Source organism: Sphingobium indicum BiD32, assembly GCF_000382885.1.
GTDB classification, from domain to species: domain Bacteria; phylum Pseudomonadota; class Alphaproteobacteria; order Sphingomonadales; family Sphingomonadaceae; genus Sphingobium; species Sphingobium japonicum_C.
Genome location: NZ_CAVK010000038.1, coordinates 1 through 5,869 on the forward strand (window position 1 = coordinate 1; position 5,869 = coordinate 5,869).

The following is a 5,869-nucleotide window of genomic DNA, read 5'->3' on the forward strand; positions in this document are numbered from 1 at the left end:
CCTGAGCCTGTCGAAGGGCCGCCCTTTTTCTGCGCACAAGACAGGACAGGGCTTCGACAGGCTCAGCCCGAACGGATCGGGGGGCGGTCTCTAATGCACATATCCCCCGAACGCATCGCGCAGATTGAGGCGCGCCGGGATGAGGTGCAGGCGTCGATGACGCGCGCCGATCTGCCGCCCGATGCGTTCGTGCGCCTGTCTAAGGAATATGCCGAGATCGAGCCGGTTGCCCGCGCCGCGCATGAGGTGCGTCGCCTGCGGCAGGAACTGGCCGCGCTCGATTATATGGCGGGCGGGGTGGATGCGGACGCGGACCCGCTGATGCGCGAAATGGCGCAGGAGGAGATGCAGATCCTCAAAAGCCAGTTGCCCGCCGCCGAACGGGCGCTGGCGCTGCAATTGCTGCCCCGCGATTCGGCGGATGCGCGCCCGGCGATGCTGGAAATCCGCGCCGGGACCGGCGGCGACGAGGCGGCTTTGTTCGCGGGCGACCTGTTCCGCATGTATCAGCGCTATGCCGATTCGCTGGGCTGGAAGATGGAGCTGATGTCGGCCAATGCGTCCGAAGCGGGCGGTTACAAGGAAGTCGTCGCCTCCGTCACCGGCACCGGCGTGTTCGCGAAATTGAAGTTCGAGAGTGGCGTCCACCGCGTCCAGCGCGTTCCCGTCACCGAAAGCGGCGGGCGCATCCACACGTCGGCGGCGACCGTTGCGGTGCTGCCGGAACCGGAGGAGGTTGACGTCCAGATCGCCGATGGCGACCTCAAGATCGACATATATCGTGCGTCGGGTGCTGGTGGCCAGCATGTCAACACCACCGATTCGGCGGTCCGCATCACCCATTTGCCCAGCGGGCTGGTGGTGATCCAGCAGGACGAACGGTCCCAGCACAAGAATAAGGCCAAGGCGATGCAGGTGCTGCGCGCCCGCCTCTACGAAGCCGAGCGCGAACGCACCCACAGCGAGCAGGCGGGCGCGCGCAAGGCGATGGTGGGGTCAGGCGACCGGTCCGAACGCATCCGCACCTATAATTTCCCGCAAGGGCGCGTCACCGACCATCGCATCAACCTGACGCTGCACCGGCTGCCGGAGATTCTCGAAGGACCGGGGCTGGCCGAGGTGATCGACGCGCTGATCGCGGAGGACGAAGCGGCGCGGCTGGCGCAGCTGGACGGGGTCGGGTGAGTGTCAACATAGGGGAGGGGGGTATCCCCGACGCCCTGCGCGCTGCCACTGTCCAACTCGCTGTCGCCAGTGATACGCCGCGCCTCGACGCCGAATTGCTGATGGCCCATGCGCTCACGCTCTCCCGCAACGACCTGTTGCTGCGCCAGCGCGACTTGTCGGTGCCGCCCGGCTTTGCCGCGCTGCTCGATCGTCGCCTTGCCGGGGAGCCGGTCGCCTATATTACCGGCTTTCGCGATTTCTGGACGATCAGCCTGGCGGTCACGCCGCACGTCCTCATCCCGCGCCCGGACAGCGAAACGCTGATCGAGGCGGCGGTGGCGCATTTCGCCGGGCGCGCGCCGCAAGCGATCCTCGATCTGGGCACCGGTTCCGGCGCGCTGCTGCTGGCGGCCTTGAGCGAATGGCCCGATGCCAATGGCCTGGGCATCGACGCTTCGTCCGGCGCGCTGGCGGTGGCGCAGGGCAATGCGGAGCGGCTGGGACTGGCCGACCGCGCGACCTTTCAGTCCGGCGACTGGGCGCAGGGCGTTGACGGGCAGTTCGACCTGATCCTGATCAATCCGCCCTATATCGCGCGCAGCGTCACGCTGGCGGGCGATGTCCTGCACGAACCCGACAGTGCGCTGTTCGCGGGGGTAGAGGGACTGGACGATTATCGCCGCATCGCCCCCGACCTGCCCCGGCTGATCGCCCCCGGCGGTATGGCGGCGATCGAGATCGGTTATGACCAGAAGGTTGCGGTTTCCGCGCTGCTGGTGGATGCGGGCCTGGCGGTTCGGGCGTTGCAAGACCTTGCCGGGCATGATCGTTGCCTGGTCGCAACATGGCCGCAACGGGACGGCACAGCGTAATTAACGCCGTGACAAGCGGAAATTGCTTGGTTTCTGTGATGAAAGCCTCTACATCGGCAGAAGAGATGGCACTATCTCGTGATATGGTCAGTTCAGGCCATTGATAGAAAAGGCCTTTCTCTACGCTCCTGACAGTCATGACGGCGCTGCTGCCCGGCGCCGCTGGCAGCTTGAGGCACTGGCCCTTTGAACCGGCCATGCCGGGCGGAGCCGTATCCGGTCTGATGTGCGGGCCGTGCTTGGGGATGGCGACGGAACAGAGTTTTCAGCCAATATGATGACAGCGAACGCAAGGATCATGTCTTGATCAACAACCGGCAGGCCGGTCGCCGCAATCGCGGCCGGAACAATAATAACAACGGACGTCCCAATAATGGTGGCAATCGGGGCGGGGGCGATAATGGCAACCGCATCGACAACCGCGCCCGTGGCAATGCGACCCAGCTTCTTGAGAAATACAAGAATATGGCGCGCGATGCCCAGATGGCGGGCGACCGGGTGAATGCGGAATATTATCTGCAATTTGCCGACCATTATTTCCGCGTGCTGGCCGACAATCGCGCCCGGCAGGAAGAGCAGCAGGCCAATCAGCCGCAGCGCCACCGCCGCCCGGACGAGAATTTCGACGAGGATGGCGATGATTTCGAGGGCGTCGCCGACGGCGTCGACGAATTCCGCACCGATTCGTCCTCCTATGATCGCACCCCGCGCGAACAGCCCGACCGCGCGCCGCGCGAGCAGGCCGACCGCGCGCCGCGTGAATATAACGACCGGGCACCGCGCGATCAGGATCGTGCGCCCCGCGACAATGATCGCGCCCCGCGTGAACACGGCGATCGTCCGCAGCGTGACTATGCGCCGCGCGACCAGAATCGCCGTCAGGACGAACCGCGCGACAATCGTGAAGATCGTGGGCGTGAAGATCGTGGGCGTGAAGATCGCGTCCCGCGCCGTGACCGTCCGCGTCGCGACCGCCCGGTCTATGCCGAAGCGCAGCCGCAGGCCGAACAGGCCGCGCCCGCGCCAGTTGCTGTCCCGGTGGTGGAAACCGCGCCCGCACTGCAGATGGAAGAGGCACCCCGTCCGCGCCGTGGTCGTCCACGCAAGGTGGTCGACGCGGCAGCCGCCGACGCGCCTGCAGGTCTGGACATGGCTATCCTGCCGCCCTCGATCGCGCGGGCCGATAACGACAGCGACGTCAGCGAGGACGCGCCCAAGAAGCGCACCCGCCGCCCGCGCGCGACCACCGAAGCGGCTGAATAAGCGAGGCTGCCACGCGGTTTGAAAAAAGGGGACGGTGCCCGGCGCGCCGTCCCCTTTTTCGTGTCCGCTTCCCAATCCCGCCTGCTTGCGGCACAAAGGCGGGGACAACGCCGGGAGAGAGTGCCCCATGACGACCCTTCGCCTGCTTGCGCCGCTGTTGTGCGCGCTGCCCGTCGCCGTGCTGGCACAGGGGGCTGCCGATCCGACCGGCGCTTCGGCGCAGGGCGATGTCGCGGTCACCATCTATAACAACGGCCAGTCGCTGGTGCAGGACGACCGGCAACTGGTGATGGCGGTGGGGCGCAATCGCATCGAATTTCCCGACGTGTCGGCGCGCATCCGTCCTGAAACCGTCACCCTGTCCGGTCCCGGCATCGCCATCGTCGAACAGAATTTCGACTATGACCTGCTGTCGCCTGACAAGCTGATGGACAAGGCGGTCGGGCAGGAAGTGACTTTGGTGCGCACCAATCCCGCCACCGGCGCGGAAACACGCGAGCGGGCGAAGATATTGGCGGCCAATGGCGGCATCGTTCTCCAGATCGGCGCGCGGATCGAGGTGCTGCGCGACGATGGCCTGCCGGTGCGGGTGATCTTCGACCGGGTGCCGCCCAATTTGCGGGCCAAGCCGACCCTGTCGGTCACCGTGGACGCGGCGCGCGGCGGTGCGGTGCCGACGCGCCTGTCCTACCTCACCCCCAATCTGGGCTGGACGGCCGATTATGTCGCGCTGTTCGACGCGGCCAAAGGGGCGATGGACATGCAGGGCTGGGTGACGCTCACCAACAATACGGGCACGACCTTCAGCAATGCGCAGACGATCCTGGTCGCGGGCAATCCTGCCAATGGCGGCGGGCGGAGCAACTGGTGGCAGTCTGGCAGCGGCGCGATCGATCAGGCGGGGACGGAAAGCGGCCCGCGCGAACGGCTGGGTGACTATTATCTCTATCCCTTGGTCGCGCGCACCACGATCGCCAACGCGCAGCAGAAACAGGTGAGTTTTCTGGATGTGAAGGGCGCGCCTGCGCGGGCGACCTATGAATATCTCAACCCCTGGATGGGCAGCTCGGCGGAACCGCTGAGCGCATCGAGCGTGCTGAAATTCTCGACATCGAAACAGGGTGGGCTGGGCGATCAACTGCCTGCCGGAACGATCCGCGTCTATATGCGCGATGCGCGCGGCGACCCGCAGTTCATCGGCGAAAACAGCATCGACCACACACCCATGGGATCGTCGATGGCGCTCCGCACCGGCGAGGCGTTCGACGTCAAGGTCCGGCCGACGGTCGAACAACGCACGAAAAAGGGCGCCTCGCGCTGGGAAACAAGGATGCGCTACACGCTGACCAACGCCCGGCCTGAAGCGGTCACGATCGATCTGGCGCAGGGCGGCCTGTGGGGCGACGCCCGCGTCACCGCACAAAGCGTCGAAGGGCGGCGCGTATCGGCCGACCGGATGGAATGGAGCGTGCCGGTCCCGGCCAATGGCACGGTCGATCTGACCGTCACCTTCGATTCGCGCTATTGAAGCGGGTCGCGATGCGGCTTTTGCGATATTGGGCGCGTGTTCCCGCCTTCGCGGGGATACGGTGGCTTTTGGCGCTACTCTTTTGCCTGTTTGCGCCGTCGGTGCGGGCGGATACCGTCATCTCCACCCGGATCGATACGGTGTCGGTCACCGTCTATCGCGCGCCGGGCCGCGCAGCAGGAGCCATCAACCGCAACTGGCCGGGCGGTTACGCACTGATCACCGAAACTCGCACGGTCGATCTGCCGCAGGGCGAATCGGTGGTCCGGTTCGAGGGCGTGGCGGAAGGGCTGATGCCCGAAACCGCCATATTGTCGGGGACGCCGCGCGGCGTGCGGGAGAAGAATCGCGATGCCCGGCTGCTGTCGCCCGCAGGGCTGGTCGATGCCTATCTCAAGCGCCGCGTCACGCTGCGCCGCACCGATCGCGCGACCGGCAAGGTGACAGAGCAGGACGCGATCCTGAGCGCCGGGCCGACCGGCGGCGTGATCGTTCAGACCGCGCAGGGCTATGAGGCGCTGGGGTGCAGCGGCCTGCCCGAACGGATGCTCTACGCAGACGCCCCCAAGGACCTGTCGCCGCGCCCGACCCTGTCGGTGATCGCCACCAGCGATCGCCCGACCCGCGCGACGTTGCAACTCACCTATCTGGCCGAAGGGTTTGACTGGTCCGCTTCCTATGTCGCGGACATGAAGGGGGACGGCGGGACACTCGACCTCATGGCCTGGCTGACCGTCGCCAATGGCGGGGTCACCGGCTTTGCCGACGCGCAGCTCAACGTCATCGCCGGGCAGCCCAACCGCCAGCCGCGCAGGGCGCAGGCGCGCGCCACCGGCGGCCCGCTGCGCCTGACCTGCTGGCCGATGGATAGCACCAGCACCCATCCGCGCTGGGACTTGTTTCCGGTGGATCGGCCTCAAGCGATGATGATGGACGGCGCGCAGGAGATCATGGTGACGGCGCATCGCCGCACCGAACGCGCGATGATGGCCCCACCCTGTCTCTTATACACATCTCCGAGCCCACGAGACTAAGGCGA

At 66.3% G+C, this 5,869-nt stretch carries 4 protein-coding genes; all 4 read left to right on the top strand.

Annotated elements, in window-relative coordinates; genetic code table 11:
* Window positions 1-93 precede the first annotated feature (93 nt).
* The 4 genes from prfA (at window position 94) to EBBID32_RS03485 (ending at window position 4,830) form a co-directional block, all read left to right on the top strand.
* Complete coding sequence (gene prfA, locus EBBID32_RS03470) at window positions 94-1,185, top strand: peptide chain release factor 1 (RefSeq protein WP_006950794.1); 1,092 nt, start codon at window positions 94-96, stop codon at window positions 1,183-1,185.
* Between the two features lie 23 nt (window positions 1,186-1,208).
* Entirely contained in the window at window positions 1,209-2,039 is an 831-nt protein-coding gene (gene prmC, locus EBBID32_RS03475) for a peptide chain release factor N(5)-glutamine methyltransferase (protein WP_037488566.1), read from the top strand.
* Window positions 2,040-2,342: 303 nt separating this feature from the next.
* Window positions 2,343-3,302, top strand: coding sequence for a DUF4167 domain-containing protein (locus EBBID32_RS03480; protein ID WP_006950798.1), 960 nt, complete (start codon window positions 2,343-2,345; stop codon window positions 3,300-3,302).
* Between the two features lie 127 nt (window positions 3,303-3,429).
* Window positions 3,430-4,830, top strand: a complete 1,401-nt coding sequence (locus EBBID32_RS03485; protein WP_006950799.1) for a DUF4139 domain-containing protein — start codon at window positions 3,430-3,432, stop codon at window positions 4,828-4,830.
* Window positions 4,831-5,869 lie beyond the last annotated feature (1,039 nt).